The organism is Mariniluteicoccus endophyticus (assembly GCF_054780035.1).
This window is the reverse complement of the sequence record NZ_BAAGXC010000017.1, coordinates 40,377-58,356: the sequence shown is the minus strand read 5'-3', so window position 1 is coordinate 58,356 and position 17,980 is coordinate 40,377. Positions and strand designations below refer to the sequence as shown.

The 17,980-nt window shown below is 70.7% G+C and carries 14 protein-coding genes; 11 read left to right on the top strand and 3 right to left on the bottom strand.

Annotated features, from left to right (window positions below; translation table 11 throughout):
• The first annotated feature begins 78 nt into the window (after positions 1-78).
• The 3 genes from ACYVGD_RS07520 (at position 79) to ACYVGD_RS07510 (ending at position 2,752) form a co-directional block, all read left to right on the top strand.
• Complete coding sequence (locus tag ACYVGD_RS07520; protein ID WP_460742595.1) at positions 79-981, top strand: methylenetetrahydrofolate reductase; 903 nt, start codon at positions 79-81, stop codon at positions 979-981.
• Positions 978-2,261 carry a thymidine phosphorylase gene (locus tag ACYVGD_RS07515; RefSeq protein ID WP_460742593.1) on the top strand — a complete coding sequence of 428 codons (1,284 nt, stop codon included), beginning with the start codon at positions 978-980 and terminating at the stop codon, positions 2,259-2,261. Before ACYVGD_RS07520 ends, ACYVGD_RS07515 begins: the two co-directional genes overlap by 4 nt.
• A gap of 155 nt (positions 2,262-2,416) precedes the next feature.
• A complete protein-coding gene (locus ACYVGD_RS07510; RefSeq protein WP_460742591.1) occupies positions 2,417-2,752 on the top strand; it encodes a hypothetical protein in 336 nt (111 codons plus the stop codon).
• Positions 2,753-3,033: 281 nt separating this feature from the next.
• Here the strand turns inward: ACYVGD_RS07510 and ACYVGD_RS07505 are convergent, their stop codons facing one another.
• Genes ACYVGD_RS07505 through ACYVGD_RS07495 form a run of 3 tightly spaced genes read right to left on the bottom strand, consistent with a single transcriptional unit; the run spans position 3,034 to position 7,449 of the window.
• A complete protein-coding gene (locus ACYVGD_RS07505; protein ID WP_460742589.1) occupies positions 3,034-5,265 on the bottom strand; it encodes a transglutaminase family protein in 2,232 nt (743 codons plus the stop codon).
• Positions 5,265-6,524, bottom strand: a complete 1,260-nt coding sequence (locus tag ACYVGD_RS07500; RefSeq protein ID WP_460742587.1) for a DUF58 domain-containing protein — start codon at positions 6,522-6,524, stop codon at positions 5,265-5,267. Before ACYVGD_RS07500 ends, ACYVGD_RS07505 begins: the two co-directional genes overlap by 1 nt.
• A gap of 7 nt (positions 6,525-6,531) precedes the next feature.
• Positions 6,532-7,449 (bottom strand): AAA family ATPase, encoded by a 918-nt coding sequence (locus tag ACYVGD_RS07495; RefSeq protein ID WP_460742898.1) that lies wholly within the window; start codon positions 7,447-7,449, stop codon positions 6,532-6,534.
• A gap of 565 nt (positions 7,450-8,014) precedes the next feature.
• Between ACYVGD_RS07495 and mraZ the strand changes: the two genes are divergently transcribed.
• From mraZ to murD, 8 genes are all read left to right on the top strand, one after another.
• Positions 8,015-8,455, top strand: coding sequence for a division/cell wall cluster transcriptional repressor MraZ (gene mraZ / locus ACYVGD_RS07490; protein ID WP_460742896.1), 441 nt, complete (start codon positions 8,015-8,017; stop codon positions 8,453-8,455).
• 208 nt (positions 8,456-8,663) lie between these two features.
• On the top strand, positions 8,664-9,626 hold the full coding sequence (rsmH, locus tag ACYVGD_RS07485) for a 16S rRNA (cytosine(1402)-N(4))-methyltransferase RsmH (protein WP_460742585.1): 963 nt from the start codon (positions 8,664-8,666) through the stop codon (positions 9,624-9,626).
• Positions 9,626-10,306 (top strand): hypothetical protein, encoded by a 681-nt coding sequence (locus ACYVGD_RS07480; RefSeq protein WP_460742583.1) that lies wholly within the window; start codon positions 9,626-9,628, stop codon positions 10,304-10,306. Before rsmH ends, ACYVGD_RS07480 begins: the two co-directional genes overlap by 1 nt.
• On the top strand, positions 10,306-12,237 hold the full coding sequence (locus ACYVGD_RS07475; RefSeq protein ID WP_460742581.1) for a peptidoglycan D,D-transpeptidase FtsI family protein: 1,932 nt from the start codon (positions 10,306-10,308) through the stop codon (positions 12,235-12,237). Before ACYVGD_RS07480 ends, ACYVGD_RS07475 begins: the two co-directional genes overlap by 1 nt.
• 57 nt (positions 12,238-12,294) lie before the next feature.
• Positions 12,295-13,872, top strand: coding sequence for a UDP-N-acetylmuramoyl-L-alanyl-D-glutamate--2,6-diaminopimelate ligase (locus ACYVGD_RS07470; protein WP_460742579.1), 1,578 nt, complete (start codon positions 12,295-12,297; stop codon positions 13,870-13,872).
• Positions 13,860-15,404 (top strand): UDP-N-acetylmuramoyl-tripeptide--D-alanyl-D-alanine ligase, encoded by a 1,545-nt coding sequence (locus ACYVGD_RS07465; RefSeq protein WP_460742577.1) that lies wholly within the window; start codon positions 13,860-13,862, stop codon positions 15,402-15,404. The genes ACYVGD_RS07470 and ACYVGD_RS07465 overlap by 13 nt, the downstream gene beginning before the upstream one ends.
• Positions 15,401-16,471: a phospho-N-acetylmuramoyl-pentapeptide-transferase gene (gene mraY / locus ACYVGD_RS07460; protein WP_460742575.1), complete on the top strand. Its 1,071-nt coding sequence runs from the start codon at positions 15,401-15,403 to the stop codon at positions 16,469-16,471. The genes ACYVGD_RS07465 and mraY overlap by 4 nt, the downstream gene beginning before the upstream one ends.
• Entirely contained in the window at positions 16,468-17,967 is a 1,500-nt protein-coding gene (gene murD / locus ACYVGD_RS07455; RefSeq protein ID WP_460742573.1) for a UDP-N-acetylmuramoyl-L-alanine--D-glutamate ligase, read from the top strand. The genes mraY and murD overlap by 4 nt, the downstream gene beginning before the upstream one ends.
• Positions 17,968-17,980: the final 13 nt, after the last annotated feature.

Genomic DNA, 17,980 nt, shown 5'->3' with positions numbered 1-17,980 from the left:
CCACCGGTTGAACGGGGTCCGTGCTGACGGCCCGGTCGTGGTGGGCTTGGCTCCCCGACACCTTCACGAGGAGCCGTCATGACCCAGCGCGCCAGCATTACCGAAGACCTCGTGTCGACGGCGCGCCCCATGATGTCGTTCGAGTTCTTTCCGCCCCGCAACGTCATCGAGGCCTGGGACCTCCAGTCGACCGTCCTCGACCTGCAGGACCTCGCACCCGACTTCGTGGCGGTCACCTACGGCGCGAACGGCTCCAACCGCGGGCGTACCGTCGAGACCGCCACGGCCCTGGCCCGCCGCCATGGCGTACGTGTCATGGGGCACCTCACGTGCACCGACCAGTCCCGGGCCGAGCTCGAGGCCGTCATCGACGAGTACGCCGAAGCCGACGTCGAGCACGTGCTCGCCATCCGCGGCGACCCGGTCGCGGGGGACGCCGTCTGGCGCCCCCACCCCGAAGGGCTGGCCAACGCCACCGAGCTCGTCGAGCTGGTGAAGTCGCGCGGCGACTTCTGCGTGGGCGTGGCCGCGTTCCCCCACGTCCACCCGGAGGGGTCGGCCGAGCTGGACGCCCGCATCCTCAAGGAGAAGTGCGACGCGGGTGCCGAGTTCGCCATCACCCAGCTGCTGTTCGACGCCGACGCGTACGCCAGGCTGGTCGAGCGCTCGCGCGAGGTCGGCTGCGACATCCCGATCTGGCCGGGCATCATGCCGCTCACGTCGCTCAGGCAGGTCGCCAGGTTCGAACACCTGGCCGGTGCCCCGCTCCCGGCTGCCATGCTGGAGCGCGTGGCGGCCGCCGGTGACGACCCGTCAGCCGTGCGTGCCGTGGGCCTCGACCTGGCCACCGAGCTGTGCGAGCGGCTCGTCGAGCTCGGCGCGCCCGGGCTGCACTTCTTCACCCTCAACCGGTCGCGCGCGACGCGCGAGATCTACGAGCGCCTCGTCGCCAGGGGAGTGGTCGATAGTCTCGTGGCATGAGTGAGCAGCACGACGCCGTCGAGATCATCCGCGCCAAGCGCGACAAGCAGACCCTGACCGACTCCCAGATCGACTGGGTGGTCGGCGCGTACACACGCGGGGTGGTCGCCGACGAGCAGATGTCGGCGCTCGCGATGGCGATCCTGCTCAACGGCATGTCGCGCGACGAGATCGCCCGCTGGACCGCCGCGATGATCGCCTCGGGCGAGCGCATGGACTTCTCGTCGCTGTCGCGTCCCACCGCCGACAAGCACTCCACCGGCGGTGTCGGCGACAAGATCACGCTGCCGCTCGCCCCGCTCGTCGCGGCGTGCGGTGTCGCCGTGCCGCAGCTGTCCGGGCGAGGGCTCGGCCACACCGGCGGCACGCTCGACAAGCTCGAGTCGGTCCCCGGCTGGCGCGCGGGCCTGTCGAACGAGGAGATGCTCGGCCAACTGGAGGACGTCGGCGCCGTCATCTGCGCCGCCGGGTCGGGCCTGGCCCCGGCCGACAAGAAGCTGTACGCGCTGCGTGACGTCACCGGGACCGTCGAGGCGATTCCGCTGATCGCCAGCTCCATCATGAGCAAGAAGATCGCCGAGGGCACCGGCGCGCTCGTCCTCGACGTCAAGGTCGGCTCCGGCGCCTTCATGAAGGACCTCGACGACGCCCGCGAGCTGGCCCGCACCATGGTCGACCTCGGCACCGATGCCGGCGTACGCACCGTCGCGCTCCTGACCGACATGTCCACGCCGCTAGGCCTGACCGCGGGCAATGCGCTCGAGGTCCGCGAGTCGGTCGAGGTGCTCGCGGGCGGGGGACCGGCCGACGTGGTCGAGCTGACCGTGGCGCTGGCCCGCGAGATGCTCGCGGCTGCCGGACGCCCCGACATCGACCCCGCGGCCGCGCTCGCCGACGGCCGCGCCATGGACACGTGGCGGCGCATGATCGCCGCCCAGGGCGGCGACCCGGACGCCCAGCTGCCCGTCGCCCGCGAGAGCCACGTGGTGGCCGCCCCCGCCTCGGGAGTGCTGCAATCGCTCGACGCGTACGCCGTCGGCGTCGCGGCCTGGCGCCTCGGCGCCGGTCGCGCACGCAAGGAAGACCCGGTCCAGGCCGGTGCCGGCGTCGAGATCCACGCCAAGCCGGGTGACCAGGTCTCCGAGGGAGCACCGCTGCTGACGCTGCACACCGACACTCCCGAGCGTTTCGAGCGCGCGCTGGCTGCGCTGGACGGGGCGTACGCGGTGTCCGACCGGCCAGTGGACGCCAAGCCCATCGTGCTGGACCGGGTCGACTGACCCGCCTTGTCGGACCCGTTCCGGAATCCATTCCCACGTGGTTCGAAAACGGTTTCCAGCGCATTGAGAAAGTGTTCTGGAAATCCGTTCCACCTTTGGAATTTCTGTTTCTCGTGGTCAAATGAAGGAATCCGAATCGACGAGAAGAACTTCCCATGACTGCAACGCACACCCAGGCCGAGTCCCACACCCACACCCACGGGCCCGGCTGTGGCCACGAGGCGGTCATCCACCTCGACCACGTCGACTACATCCACGGCGGCCACGCCCACCGCGAGCACGTCGACGCCAACGGCGGCGTCCACTACGACGAGTGCGCCACATGCTCGTGTGGCCAGTGCGAGGGCTGCGTCTGCGCGACCTGCGCCTGCGACGGCTGCTCCTGTCCGACCTGCAACCACAACAAGTGCGAGTGCGAGGGTTGCAACGACGCCTGCGTCAACTGCGCCTGCGACAGCTGCACCTGCGCCACCTGCACACACGCGGGTTGAGGCCTGACCCGCTCGCGGCCCCGGGCCGAGGAGCGTGCTGAATCAGCAGAATGATCCGTTGTGTGGGCGCCTGAGGGAGTAGAGCAGGGTGGAGCTCCCGTGCGCCTCGCGGGTCAGGGCGGCGTGCGCGGCACTGTGCAGGTTGTGGCCGACCCGGTCGCCCTTGGTGAAGGGGTGGGGTGCGCCGACGCGGCGGCATCGCCCGCAGCCCGCGCGACGCGCCCGCTGATCGAACTGATCAGGGCGCGGGCCACGCGCGGGCGCGAGCCGGACCAATCCCCCTACTTGATCTTGCGGAACAGGCGCATCCAGAGCGACCTCGGCCACCATGTGGCCATGAACCGGTCGTCCCACTCGGTGCCGTTGAGGATGCCCTCGCGGATCTGCAGCACCAGGGGGGTGAGGTCGTCGGCGGGGTGATGGGTCTGGGCGAAGCGGGCCCGCTCGACCATGAGTGACAGCGCCTTCATGGCCTTGCCCGAGGTCGGGTCGAGGTCGTGGGCCATGAGCGCGCCGATGACGCGCGGAGAGCCCACGGGCCATTTGCCGCCGTGGTCGATGACTGAGTCGCGTACCTCGTCCCAAGCGTTCTCGACGCGCAGGCCGGGGTCGGCAGCCGGTGTGAGGCGGATGTCACGGCGACGGTTGCGGATCAGCATGGGGCTGGCCGCGAGGAGTGCGATCAGTGCCACGAGACCGGCGGCGGCGAGTGCCTGCCAGATGGGGAACTGCGGGCCGGCCGGCGGGACCGGTACCTGCGTCGGCTCCGGCTCGGGCGTCGGGGTCGGCTCCTCGGTGGGGGCGACCGTCTGCTCGGGCTGCGGGGTCGGGGTGTTGCCGGTGATCGGCCTCTCGCCGGTGCCACGGGCCGCGATCGTCCATGCCGGGGGAGAGGCGACCGACGGGGTGGGCTCGAAGCGCACCCATCCATAGCCCTCGAACCACAGCTCGGGCCAGGCGTGCATGTCGCGGATCTGGACCTCGTAGTGGTCGCCGACGCGCTCTCCGGGCAGGAAGCCGACGGCGACGCGCGACGGGATGCCGACGATGCGAGCCATCATCGCCATCGACGTGGAGAACTGCTCGCAGTATCCCTTCTTGTCCTTGAACAGGAAGTTCTCGATCGCCTGGTATCCCGAACCGGGCTGGGGCTCGGTGGAGTACTGGAACTCGGGCGAGCGCAGCCAAGCCTGGATCGCGGCCGCCTTCAGTGCCGGCGCCTGCTGGTCACGGGTCAGTTCGAGCGCCTTGTTGACGATCGAGTCGGGCAGGTCCTGGGGGATCGGCATCGTGAGCTGGGCGTCCGGCGGGTTGGTCGAGTTGGCCGCGGCCAGCCCGGGACCGTCGGGGACGACGTCGTAGGACTTCGCCGTGTACTGCAGGTTCGGCAGCTGATTCATGCGGTCGCCGCCGGTGGCGAGCACCACGAGCGAGTCGCGGTCATAGCTCCACTCGCCGCGCGCGTTGAACGAGTCGGCGGCGTACGGCAGCGGCAGGTATTCGGCGCGGAAGTCGAGGACCTGGAGCTCGGTGGTGCGCTGCTTCTGTCCCGGCTTGATCCTGTAGCCGGGTGCCGGGGGCAGGTCGCTGCCGCCGGTGAGCTGCATCGACGCGTTCTGCCAGCCGGCCGCGCTGAACACGGGCAGCGAGGCCATGCGCAGGTAGGTGCCCTCGGGCTGGTCGGTCCTGTAGGTCATGACCGTACGGTTCTCGGGCTGGTTCAGGTTGCGGCGCAGGTCTTGGGTCGGGTCCTGCAGCGTCAGCGGGCCCTCGTTGCCCCGGGGCTTGCTCAGACCCCAGCCCTGAGACGTCCGGATCGGCACGAAGCTGCCGAGCGTCAGGGCGAGGATCGTCGCCGGGATCGCGACGAGCGCGGCGAGGCGCCACGCCAGCGGCGCCGAGGCGCGGTCTGCCGAGCTGCGGCGTACGCCGCGCGGCCAGCGCTCGGAGGTATTGATGCCCTCGGCGAGGAGGATCCCCATGTAGCCGACCACGAGCAGGACGAACGGGATCATGCCGACGTCCTCGCCCATCAGGCCGAGCGCCGGGGCGAGGTAGAGGCACGACAGGGGAGCGATCGCCCAGACGGGTCGTTCGATCGCCTGGACCACCATGTCAGTGACGAGGTAGATCAGGCCCACCGCGGTGACGAACATCAGACGTACGCCGGGGTGGTCGCTCATCGGCGGCGCCTGGGTAGCCATGTGCTCGACGCCGCTGACATAGAGGCCGACGATTCGGGTGAAGACGTTGCTGCCCTCGCCGCCGAGCCCGAGCGCCATCGAGAACAGGAAGCCGACCAGCAGCAGCAGGTTGACGCCGAACGTGACGAGCTCACCCAGGCGCAGGCGTCGCAGCACGGCGGACGCGGCACCGAGGGCGATGCAGAGCACGACCGACAGGATCAGGTAGGTCCAGTCCTGCGTGAACGGTTTGATGGTGGCCGCGGCGAGGGAGACGGCGACGACGGTCGCGATCGCTGACCGGTCGGAGACTTTCAGGGAGAGTGCCATCAGATCATCGCCCCGATCCGTTCGAGATCCCGCCAGGCCTCGGCGAAGTCGGTGGTGCGGCTCACCTCGACGACCCGCCAAAGGTGGTCCTTGAGTGTGGCAACGGCCTGGTCGTGGTCGGCCTGGGTATCGGCGTCGGCACGGTCGCGACGGGGCACGAACGAGTCGGCGTCGACGACGATCGCGAGACCCTGGGACTTCTGGCGGCGGGCGCGGAGCAGCATCTCGGCGTCCTGCGGGGTCAGGCGCCCGGTGACGGCGACGACGAGCTGGCCCTGGGTGCCGAGCATCGAGTGGCTCAGCCCGTCGGCCAGCAGCCTGTTGGTGGACAGCTCGGCGTCGGTGAAGGTCGTCAACGTCTGCTGGCGGCCGGTGGGGGTGTCGCTGTGGGGGAGCATCGATCCGTCGGCGTCGAACAGCTCGACGCGGAAGCCGTCCTCCATGAAGTGCAGGGCAACCGAGGCGGCGGCCGAGACCGCGTACTCGAACGACGAGTCGCGGCCCACGCCGCCGTGGGCGGACTTGCGCGAGTCGAGGATGAGCGTGACCGCGGGATCCCAGGCCTGCTCCTCACGGCGCACCATGAGCTCGCCGCGGCGAGCGGTCGACCGCCAGTGGACGCGCCGCACGTCGTCGCCCTGACGGTATTCGCGGATGAGGACGTCGTCGTGGCCGACGACGCCGACCTTCTGGGGGCGGGACTCGCCCGACGACCCGCCGCCGACGATGTTGTTCATCGAGCCCAGCGAGTGGATGGTGGGGGTGACCATCACCTCGGAGGTCGCCGTGAACTGGCGGTCGAACTTCACCAAGCCGAACGTGTCGGTCGAGCGCACCAGCAGGGGGCCGATGCGGAAGCGGCCGCGCTGGTGTCCGATGATCGGGTAGTTGATCGTCCGTTCCCAGGCTCCGGTGGTGTTGTTGACGGCGAAGCGTGGGCGGCGTCCCAGCGCCGGCGGCACGTGCTCCTCGAACTTGAGCAGGCCCGCGGGCAGCGAGCCACGCTTGGTCAGCGTGAGCTGGCCCTCGAGCGACTGGCCGATCTCGATCTGGCCGTGCTCGAAGCCGCGCTCGCACGCGAGACGCAGGCGCGTGCGCGTGATCAGGAACAGCGCCACGCCGGGCAGCAGCACCAGAAGGGCACCGAGCCAGAGGACGTCACGCTCGCCGAGCAGCATCGCCCCGAGGACGATGCCGAGGCCGGCGAGCAGGAAGAACTTCCCCCGGGCGGTGAGTAGGTTCCACGGGTTGCGCTTCAACGGCGACTCACTTGTCGCGGACCGGGACCGAGCGGAGGATCGCCGCGATGATGTCGTTCACCGTGTGGCGCGCCAGCTGGGCGTCGGTCGAGGGCAGGACGCGGTGCGACAGCACCGGGCCGGCGAGGAAGGCCACGTCGTCGGGGTTGACGTAGTCGCGGCCCTGCATGGCGGCGTGGGCGCGTGAGGCGCGCAGCAGCTGCAGCGACGAACGCGGCGACGCACCGAGGCGAAGGTCACGCGACTCGCGCGTGGCGTTGACGAGGTTGATCAGGTATTCCTTCACCGCGGGGGCGACGTAGACCGTCTTGCAGGCCTCGATGAGGCCCTGAATCGTGGCGGAGTCGGTGACGGGACGCAGTGCGGCCAGCGGATCCTTCGAGCCGTGGTGCTCGAGCATGTCGAGCTCGGAGGACTTGGTCGGGTAACCCATCTGGATGCGGGCCATGAAGCGGTCGCGCTGGGCCTCGGGGAGGGGGTAGGTGCCCTCCATCTCGATCGGGTTCTGGGTCGCGACCACCATGAACGGCAGCTCGAGCTCGTAGGTGATGCCGTCGACCGACACCTGGCGCTCTTCCATCGACTCGAGGAGGGCCGACTGGGTCTTGGGCGAGGCGCGGTTGATCTCGTCGCCGACGACGACATTTGCGAAGATGCCACCCGGCTTGAACTCGAACTCGCGGCTCTCCTGGTTGTAGACGGAGACACCGGTGATGTCCGACGGCAACAGGTCAGGGGTGAACTGGATGCGTCGCACGGAGCAGTCGATGGAGCGGCCGATCGCCTTGGCCAGCATCGTCTTGCCGACGCCGGGGACGTCCTCCAGCAGCAGGTGGCCCTCGGCCAGCAGCACGACGAGGGCCAGGTCGATGGGCTCACGCTTCCCCTCGATCACGGACTCGATCGCGGCGCGCACCTTGCCCATCGTCGTCACGACGTCCTGGATGCTGCCCTGACGGGGGCCCGCGCCGCGACGGCCGACGATGGGGTTCGACGCCGTGTGGGGGCCCGACTCGTGGTGGGTGGAACTCAACTCGTCCTCCGTGTGGGTCTTCGAATGTGCAGGCGGCCGCGCAGCGACGACACCCGAAGGCACACCTTACGCGTCTGCGGCAAAGATAACGATTCGGGATCGGCGGAGGGGGGAGGGTGTACGCGAGGGGCCGGTCACGCCCCACCACGTGCTCCACCACGCCCCACCACCTGGACGCCCCATCACCGGCCGGCTCGGGTCACCCACCTTCCTCCCCGCCCTGCTCCACCGTCCTCCCCGCCGCGCGCCGCGGGGCCTCCCGATGCCGCCCGGCTGCTCCACCGCCTTCTCCACATCGCTCCCCGGGGCATCCCTGCGGTTGCGACGCACACGGAGGAAGGCGCGACACACGGCGAAAAGGGAGCGATGACTTGCCCCAAGTGGGGGGAAGTGGAGTACAGTGGAGCGCAGTGGAGCGAAATGGCTCGACTCGGGGAGCGGGGAGGTGACCTCAGCGATGTTTCTGGGGACCCACCAACCGAAGCTCGACGAGAAGGGTCGTTTCTTCCTCCCGGCGAAGTTCCGTGAACAGCTCGCGGAGGGCTTGGTCATCAGTCGCGGTCAAGACCGCTGTCTGGCGATCTATCCCGAGGCGACGTTCCTGGACATGGCCCGGAGGATGGCGTCCGGTCCCTCGACCGTAAAGGGCGTCCGCGACTACCAGCGCATGCTGGCCGCGGGTGCCTCGAACGAGGTCCCGGACAAGCAGGGCCGCATCACGGTGCCCGCCCAGCTCCGGCAGTACGCCGGGCTGGACAAGGACATCGTCGTGGTCGGTGCCATCGACCGGGTCGAGGTGTGGGACTCCGCCGCGTGGGAGCAGTACTCCGCTGAGCAGGAATCGGTGTTCGCAGAGATGAACGAGGAGATCGTCCCGCCGCTCGCCCTGGGCGAGTGACGGACGGTCCGTGGGACGAGGCTTCGGCCCGAGAGGCGAGTGAGCTGGCGCACCTTCCCCGGTGCCAGGTCACACTTCCCGCCGCCTCTCGGGGCGAAACCTGGCCCCACGGCCCGTCGCACGACGGTCGGGGCCCGACAGGGGCGAGAGACACGAAGAGAAGTACGCGAGCCCGGGACCGGGCCGGAGCATTTCGGGGAGGGTCGAGATGGAGCAGCAGCCCACGGCACGTCATGTGCCCGTCATGTGTGCCCGGATCGCCGACCTCCTCGAGCCCGCCCTCACCGCGCCGGGCTCGATCCACGTGGACTGCACCCTCGGCCTCGGCGGCCATGTGGAGGCCGTCCTCGAGCGCTGCCCGCAGGCCCGGGTCATCGGCATCGACCGCGACCCCCAGGCCATCGCCCACGCCACCGCACGGCTCGAGCGCTTCGGTGACCGGTTCACCGCCGTCGAGGCGGTCTACGACGAGATCGGTGACGTGCTCGACGACCTCGGCGTGCGCCGCGTCCAGGGCATCCTCGCCGACCTCGGCCTGAGCTCGCTGCAGATCGACCGCACCGACCGCGGCTTCGCGTACGCCACCGATGCGCCGCTCGACATGCGCATGGACACCCAGCAGGACGTCACCGCCGCCACGCTGGTCAATACCTGGTCGGCGGGGGAGCTGGCCCGCATCCTCAAGTGGTGGGGCGAGGAGCGCTTCGCCGACCGGATCGCCCGCCGCATCGTCGCGTCCCGCGAGGCCGACGGCCCCTTCACCAGCTCGGCCCGCCTCGTCCAGGTCGTCGCCGACGCGATCCCCGCCGCGGCCCGCAAGACCGGGGGACACCCGGCCAAGCGGACCTTCCAGGCGCTGCGCATCGAGGTCAACCGCGAGCTGGAGGTGCTCGACCGCATGCTCCCCGCCGCCGTCTCGCGCCTGGCCGTGGGAGGTCGCATCGCCGTGCTTGCCTACCACTCGCTGGAGGACCGGGCCGTCAAGCACGTGCTGCGCAGGGCCTCGGAGTCGCGCGCACCGCGTGACCTGCCCGTCGTCCCGGCCGGCATGGGCCCCGAGCTGCGCCTGGTCACCCGGGGTGCCGAGAAGCCCGCCGAAGAAGAGATCGCCACCAATCCCCGCGCAGCCTCGGCCCGGCTGCGCGTCGCCGAACGGATCGAGGAGGCCTGATGAGCGCCCTGCAGCAGACCGAGCACGACGTCGAACGCACCGGCTCCAGCCGCCTGCGCATCGTGCCGCGCCCGCGGACCGCGCGCGTCGGGCGCATCCCCTTCCTCATCCTCGTCGCGTCGATCCTCGCGGTCGGCATGGTGGGGCTCCTCCTGCTGAACACCACGCTGCAGAACCAGGCGTTCGAGGCCAACCGCCTCAAGCGTCACGCGGCCGACCTGGCCTACACCGAGGGTGAGCTCCAGCAGAACGTCATCGAGGCCTCGTCGGCGCGCGAGCTGAACCGGCGCGCCACGGCGATCGGACTGCGCCCGAACCACGGCATCGCGTACGTCAGCCTCGTCGATGGCAAGGTGTCCGGCAAGCCGCAGGCCCAGGACCCCTACTACCTGCCCGAGGCGCTCACGCTGTCGCCGCAGGAGATCGCCGCGAACAACCGTGCCGAGGCCGTCAACGCCGCCGAGCACCGTGAGAACGCCGAGGTGAAGGCCGCCGCAGATGCCAAGCAGCGCATCCTCGACGCCCGCGCGCAGGCGGAGGCCGACGCGAAGGCCAAGGCCGAGGCTGACGCGAAGGCCAAGGCCGAGGCGGACGCGAAGGCCAAGGCCGAGGCGGACGCCAGGAAGAACCCCGGCTCGAACACCAACGCCCAGCCCGCGAACCCGAATGGTGCCCGATGATGGACGACAAGCCCCGCAACGGCTCCCGCCCGACCTCTCGCACATCCCGCACATCCCGCCCCGCGCGCCCCCAGAGCGGCCGCACGCGGCGTGACCCGCGCGCGGCCGCCCGCGTACGCTCCGCCCGGCGAGGCCAGCGTCCGCCGCTGCGCATCCCGCTCGCCGATGGCCGCCGCCGCGTACGCGTCGTCGTGCTGGCCCTGGCGGTCATCATGTCGTTCTGCGGTGCGCGCCTGCTCCAGCTGCAGGGCTTCGACTCCCAGGCGAACGCGGCCGAGGCAGCCCGCCGCATGACGCAGACGATGAAGCTGCCAGCGACCCGCGGACAGATCACAGACCGCTATGGGACGATCCTCGCCGAGACCGCCCCCGCCGTGCTCGTCTTCTGCGACCCGCAGCTCATCAACCCCCCGCCCGGCACGAAGGGCCCCAACGGCAAGGAGATGCCGAACCACGTCGACGAGGTCGCCGACCTGCTGATGAAGCACATCGGCGGAGTGCGTGACGACTACGTCAAGGCGCTCACCAAGCCGGCGCCCTCGCGCTACTCGGTGCTGGCGCGCAAGGTGCCCGCCGCGACCTACCAGCGGCTGGCCGCCGATCTCAACGACCGTGACATCTACGGTGTGGCCCGCGAGTCCGACCCGATCCGCACCTACCCGGAGAAAGAGACGGCCGCCGCGCTCATCGGGTTCGTCGGAGCCGACAACAAGGGTCTGGGCGGTGTCGAGCTGTCGATGAACAAGGAGATGGCTGGCACCGACGGCAAGGAGATCTTCGAGGCTTCCAAGGGCTACCGCATCCCGCTCGGCTCCAACGTCGTCACGCCGCCGGCCGACGGCACCAGCTACCAGCTGACGATCGACACCGAGCTACAGCAGGTGGCCGAGCGCTCGCTGGCCGCGCAGGTCAAGCAGGCCAACGCCCGCTCGGGCACCGCGATCACCATGAACATCAAGACCGGCGAGGTCCTGGCCATGGCGAACGTCCCGACGTTCGACCCGAACACGCCGGCGACCGCCCGTTCGGAGGACATGTTCAACCGCTCCATCACCCAGGCGTTCGAACCGGGCTCGGTCCAAAAGGTCCTCACCATGGCCGCCCTCATCGACTCCGGCCACGCGACCCCCGACACGAAGCTGGTGGTGCCCCCCAGCATCAAGTCCGGCGGTGGCGTGGTGAAGGACGTCTGGTACCACGGCTACGCCAACGCGACCGCACGCGGCGTCCTCATGTACTCGTCCAACATCGGCACGATCATGCTGACGCGGCAGATGCCCACGGCGCAGTACCGCGAATACCTGAAGAACTTCGGCCTCGGCCAGCCGACGGGCATCGAGCTGCCCGGTGAGGGCACCGGCTTCCTCCCGCCCGCCGACATGAACGACGCCGTGCGCGACCAGATCTCCTTCGGCCAGGGCCTGTCGGTGACGGCGCTGCAGAATGCCGCCGCGCTGTCGGGCGTCCTCAACGGGGGCGTATACAACCAGCCGACGATCCTCAAGTCGGCGACCGACGCCAACGGCAACGCCGTCCCGCTGCCGCCGCGCGAGAAGCGGCGGGTCGTGTCGGAGGCGACCAGCAAGGACGTCGCCTCGATGATGGAGACCGTGGTCGGCCCCGACGGGTTCGCCAAGGAGTTCAAGATGGCCGAATACCGCATCGGCGGCAAGACCGGTACGTCGGAGAACTTCGACGCCAAGCTCGGCAAGTACTCGGGCTACACCGCGTCCTTCGTCGGCATGGCCCCGGCCGACGACCCGCAGATCCTCACCTACGTCGTCGTCGACGACCCGAAGAACGGCCACACCGGCGGCGCCATCGCCGGATGGCCCCAGTACGAGATCATGCGCACGGCGCTGCCGCGCTACGGCGTGCCGTTGCAGACGACGCCGCCGCCGGCGCGCACGCTGAAGGGATACGACTGGTGAGCCGCCCCTCCGCGCGCACGATGCGAACGACGTGCCGACTTGGATAACGTCGACGTCGTGAGCGCTGCACCTTCCCGCCCGCACCCGCGACCCGTGGCCCTCGCCACGGCCGTCGCGGGTCTTGGCGTACCCGACCCCGGAACCGCCGACCTCACGGGGGCGACGCTGGACTCGCGGCTCGTGCAGCCGGGCGACCTCTACGTCGCCCTGCCGGGGGCGCGGGCCCATGGCGCGGCGTACGCGTCAGGTGCCGTCTCCGCCGGTGCGGCCGCGGTGCTCACCGATCCCGCCGGTGCCGCCCAACTCGACGTCGACGTCCCCGTGGTGGTCGTCGACGACCCGCGTCGGGCCATGGCGGAGGTCGCCGCGACCGTCTACGGTCGGCCGGCCGAGCGGCTCGCGATGTTCGGTGTCACCGGCACGAACGGCAAGACCACGACGGCGTTACTCCTCGAGTACGCGCTGCGCGCGCTCGGCCACCGGACCGGCACGATAGGCACCATCGGGTTCCGGCTCGACGGGCAGGCCCTCGACGTCGCGCGCACGACCGTCACGACCCCCGAGTCGCCCGAGCTGCAGGCCCTGCTGGCGATCATGGCCGAGCGGGGCGCCGACTGGGTCGCCATGGAGGTCTCGTCCCACGCCATGGCGCTCCACCGCGCCGACGCCATCGACTTCGACGTCGCCGGCTTCACCAACCTTGGCCGCGACCACCTCGACTTCCACGGCACGATGGACGCCTACTTCGACGCCAAGGCGTCGCTGTTCACGGCAGACCACACCCGCGCCGCGGTCGTGAACGCCGACGACCCCTGGGGCGTCCGCCTCCTCGAGCGCGTCCGCGCCGCCGGTGACGTCGACATCCGCACCTTCGGGTGGGAGTCCGCGGCCGACTACCGGGTACGCGAGGTCGCCTCAGTTGCCGACGGGCGCCCCGAGGTCACCCTGGCCACTCCGTCGGGGGACGTCACGTTCGTGCTCGGCCTGCCCGGCGACCACAACGTGCGCAACGCCGCGACCGCGCTGGCAATGGTCGACCTGGCGGGTCTGGACCTTCACGCCGCCGCCCGCGGGCTCGACGAGGCGCAGGTCCCCGGGCGCATGCAGAGGGTCTTCCTCGACGCCACGCCGACGGGGCAGCGCGCGCCCGAGGTGTACGTCGACTTCGCCCACACCCCTGACGCCGTGACCGCCGCCGTCGCCTCGTTCGCCCCGCGCCGGGCCGACGGTCACCGCCTGGTCGTCGTGCTGGGCTGCGGTGGCGACCGCGACCGCACCAAGCGGGTGCCGATGGGGCGGGCCGCCGTCACGGGCACCGACCTGGCCGTCATCACCGACGACAACCCGCGCTCCGAGGAACCCGCCGCGATCCGTGCCGAGGTGCTCGACGGCGCGCGGGAGGCCAGAGGAGTCGTCGTCGACGGCGGCGACCGGCGGGCCGCCATCCGGCTCGCCCTGCGCGAGGCGGGGCCCGACGGCATCGTGCTCGTGCTCGGCAAGGGCCACGAGCAGGGGCAGGACATCCGTGGCGTCGTCACACCTTTCGACGATGCGACCGTGGTCGCGCAGCAGTGGGCGGCACTCCGTTCGAACACACCCCGACCGGGGAGAGAAGAGGACTCGTGGAACCGTTGACCCTCGCCGAGCTCGCCAGCGCCGTGGGCGCGCGGCCGCCGCAGGGCGACCTCCTCCACGACGCTGGCGACCGCCTTGTCGGCCCCGGCGTGTGCATCGACTCGCGGAAGGCCACCGCCGGCTCGCTGTTCGTCGCCTTCGACGGCGAGCACGTGGAGGGCCACGACTACATCGCTGCCGCGGCGGACGCCGGCGCGGCCGCTGCGCTCTGCGAGCGCGTCCCCGAGGGCCTTGCCCCCGAGGTCGCGGCCGGGTGCCTCGTCGTCGACTCGGCTCAGGCCGCCCTCGGCCGGCTCGCGCGCCACGTCGTCGACCGCGCCGCCGACCCGGCGCGCGGCGAGGAGGCGCTGACCGTCTTCGGCGTCACCGGATCGGCCGGCAAGACCTCCACGAAGGACCTGCTCGCCCAGCTCCTCGAACCCGCCGGGGAGACCGTCGCCCCCGTCGGGTCCTTCAACAACGAGATCGGGCTGCCCCTGACGGCCACGGGCGTCGGACTCTCGACGCGCTTCCTCATCTCCGAGATGGGCGCGCGCGGCATCGGCCATATCAGTTACCTGTGCGGGCTGACGCCGCCGCGCATCGGCATCGTCCTCAACGTCGGCCAGGCCCACGTCGGCGAGTTCGGTTCGCAGGAACGCATCGCCGAGGCGAAAGGCGAGCTCGTCGAGGCCCTGCCCGCCGACGGCTGGGCCGTCCTCAACGCCACCGACCCCCTGGTGCGCGAGATGCGCCACCGCACCCGGGCACGGGTCGCCATGTTCGCCGCGGGCGGCGGCCAACAGGCCGTCGAGGACGCCGAGCTCGCGGTGTGGGCCTCCGACGTGACCGCCGACGAGCTCGACCGCCACTCCTTCACGATGAACGTGCGCCTGCCGGGTGTTGACACACCGCGCACAGCCGGCGTACGCCTCGCCCTCGTCGGGCGCCACCAGGTAGCGAACGCCGTGGCAGCCGCCACCGCCGCCATCGCCGCCGGCGTCGACCCCGAAGCCGTCGCCCGGGCCCTCACCGACGCGCGGGCCCGTTCGCGCTGGCGCATGGAGCTCAGCGAGCGCGCCGACGGCGTGGTCGTCATCAACGACGCCTACAACGCCAACCCCGACTCGATGATCGCCGCGATCGAGGCGCTGGCCGCGGTGGCCCGCGCACGCCGGCGTACGCGCCCCCAGGCCCGCACCTGGGCCGTCCTGGGCCAGATGTTCGAGCTGGGCGAGACCGCCGCCGCCGAGCACGAGGCGACCGGGCGGGCGGCCGGCTCGCTGCAGGTCGACCACGTCGTCGCGCTCGGTGAGAACGCGCCCGAGGTCGTCGCCGGGGCGCGGGCGGCCGGGTGCCCTGACGCGCGTGTCGCCACCGATCGCGATGCCGTCATGGGCATGCTTGATCTGGGGCCAGACGACCTCGTGCTCGTCAAGGCCTCCCGCGCGGTCGGCCTCGAGAAGGTGGCCGAGGCTGTGCTGGCCGACGACAACGCGGTGACCGAGGAGGTCACCGCCGACGCAGACGACACGAAGGGCGAACCCCGATGAAGACGATCCTGCTCGCCGCAGCGCTCGCGATGGTCTTCACCCTCCTGGGGACGCGCATCGCGATCGGCATCCTCGTCAAGCACGGCTACGGCCAGTTCATCCGCGACGACGGCCCCACCGGCCACCACACCAAGCGTGGTACGCCGACGATGGGCGGCATCGTCATCATGATCGCGGTGGTGCTCGCGTACTTCCTGGCCCATCTGCTCACCTGGTCGCCGCCGACGGCGTCGGGCATGCTCGTGCTCTATCTGTTCCTCGGTACCGGCCTCGTCGGCTTCCTCGACGACTGGACGAAGATCTCGAAGCAGCGCTCGCTCGGCCTCGACTCGAAGGCCAAGCTGATCGGCCAGACCCTGGTGGCCGTTTCGTTCGGCTGGATGGCGCTGAGCTTCCCCGACGAGCGTGGCATCACGCCGGCCTCGCAGTTCATCTCGTTCCTCGACGACATCCCACTGCTGAAGCTGCCGTGGCTGCTCGCCATCGCCTGGATCGCGCTGCTCATCGCCGCCGCCTCCAACGCCGTCAACCTGACCGACGGCCTCGACGGCCTCGCCACCGGCGCGTCGACGATGGTGTTCGGCGCCTACACCCTTGTCAACATCTGGCAATACAATCAGTCGTGCGCGTCGTTCGAGACCGCCGGTCCCAAGTGCTATGAGGTACGCGACCCCTACGACCTCGCGGTGGTCTCCATCGCGCTGGCCGGCGCCTGCTTCGGCTTCCTGTGGTGGAACACGAAGCCGGCCAAGATCTTCATGGGCGACTCGGGCTCGCTGTCGCTCGGCGGCGCGCTCGCCGGGCTGGCGATCTTCACCCGCACCGAGCTCCTGCTGGTCATCATCGGCGGCCTGTTCGTCCTCATCACGCTGTCGGTGATCCTGCAGGTCGGCTACTTCAAGCTCACGAAGGGCAAGCGCCTGTTCAAGATGGCACCGCTGCAGCACCACTTCGAGCTGATGGGCTGGGGCGAGTCGACCATCGTCGTCCGGTTCTGGATCATCGCCGGCATCTGCGTGTGTGCCGGGCTCGGCATCTTCTACGCCGAGTGGGTGGCGGCCCAGTGAGCGACCAGCCCTCCTCGCCGCTCGACCCGGCGAACCGCCCCCAGCTCAACCGCGCCCCCGTCGAGGGGCGCCACGTGGTCGTGGTCGGGCTGGGCCGCTCCGGCATGGCCGCGGCCGACGGGCTCCTCGAGGCCGGTGCGACCGTGACCGTGCTCGACGACTCCGCCTCGCCGGCCAACACCGACAAGGCCAACCTGCTCACCGAGCTGGGCGCGCGCGTCACGCTGGGGGCGGGCGCCACGGCGTCCCTTCCCGAGGGGACCGACCTCGTCGTCGCCTCGCCCGGCCTGCGGCCCGTCACGCCGATCCTCGCCCAGGCCCGGGAGGCCGGCACGCCGATCTGGTCGGAGGTCGAGCTCGCCTGGCAGCTGTCGGCGGCCCACCTGCCGGTCGAGGAGCGTACGCCGTGGCTCGGCGTCACCGGCACCAACGGCAAGACGACGACGGTCCAGATGACCGACTCGATCCTGCGCGCCGCGGGCCTGTCGGTCGCGCTCGTCGGCAACGTCGGCCGGCCGGTGATGGAGGCCGTCCTCGACACCGACACCAGCTATGACGCGTACGTCGTCGAGCTGTCGAGCTTCCAGCTCCACTCGACCCACACCATGCAGCTCCACTCGGCGGCCGTGCTGAACCTCCAGCCCGACCACCTCGAGTGGCACGCCTCCTACGAGGAGTACGCCGCCGACAAGGCGAGGATCTACGAGCGCGTCACCCATGCGTGCGTCTACAACGTCGAGGACCCGGCCACCGAGCGGATGGTGGAGGAGGCCGACGTCACCGAGGGTGCGCGGGCCATCGGCTTCACCCTCGGCACCCCCGGCATGTCCATGCTCGGCGTGGTCGACGACATGCTCGTCGACCGGGCGTTCATCGAGCAGCGCAAGAGCTCGGCGCTCGAGCTCGCGAAGGTCGACGACGTCCAGCCGTACGCCCCCCACAACGTCGCCAACGCCCTCGCTGCGGCCGCACTGGCGCGCAGCCTGGGCGTACCCGCGGCCGCGGTCGCGCAGGGCCTGCGTGATCTCCAGCTGGGGGGGCACCGCATCCAGACCGTCGCCGAGGTCGACGGAGTGACCTACGTCGACGACTCCAAGGCGACCAACCCGGCGGCGGCCGCGTCGTCGATGAAGGCCTTCGAGTCGATCGTGTGGGTGGCCGGGGGACAGGCCAAGGGCACGTCGTTCGACGAGCTCGTGCCGTCGGTCGCGAAGCGCCTGCGTGGTGCTGTGCTGCTCGGCGTCGACCGCGACGTGGTGAAGGACGCACTTGACCGACACGCGCCCGATGTCCCGGTCGTCGTCGTCGATGCCGTCGATGATGGAGCCATGACCGAGGCCGTGCAGGCGGCCGCGTCCATGGCCCGACCGGGTGACGTGGTGCTGCTGGCCCCGGGATGCGCCTCGCTCGACATGTACGCCGGGTACGGCGCGCGGGGCGACGCGTTCGCCGCGGCCGTGCGTACGCTCGACACCCCCGCTGAGGGCGACGACTGAACGTGAACGATTG